Raw genomic sequence first — 331 nt, forward strand, 5'->3', positions numbered from 1 at the left:
ACACCTTCGACATCAGTCGAACCTCCTCGGTGAATACCACTCTTCTCAAGCGACTTCGTGTCGCACGATCTGGTTCAACCACGAGGACCCGACGGGGGTGAAATGGAAGTGGACGTGCGGGTTTTTCGCCAGCCATGCCTTCACGTCGGGAGTGGTGTGCGTGGAGAGGTTGTCCAGGACAACATGGATTTCCTTCCCCACATGCGGCTTGACGGCCTTCTTCATGAACGCCAGGAAAGTCGCGCCATTCCGGTTCGGCTTGCACTCGCCCAGCACTTCACCGGTCGTGACGTTCAGCGCGGCGAACAGGTTCGTGGTGCCGTGCCGCACA

Annotated in this window: 1 protein-coding gene; it reads right to left on the reverse strand. The window is 59.2% G+C overall.

The features are described from left to right. Positions 1-45: 45 nt before the first annotated feature. A partial coding sequence (locus AC5P09_RS52235; RefSeq protein ID WP_493880668.1) for a transposase occupies positions 46-331 on the reverse strand: 286 nt, incomplete at its 5' end.

The sequence above is a fragment of the Streptomyces sp. a15 genome (assembly GCF_059026085.1).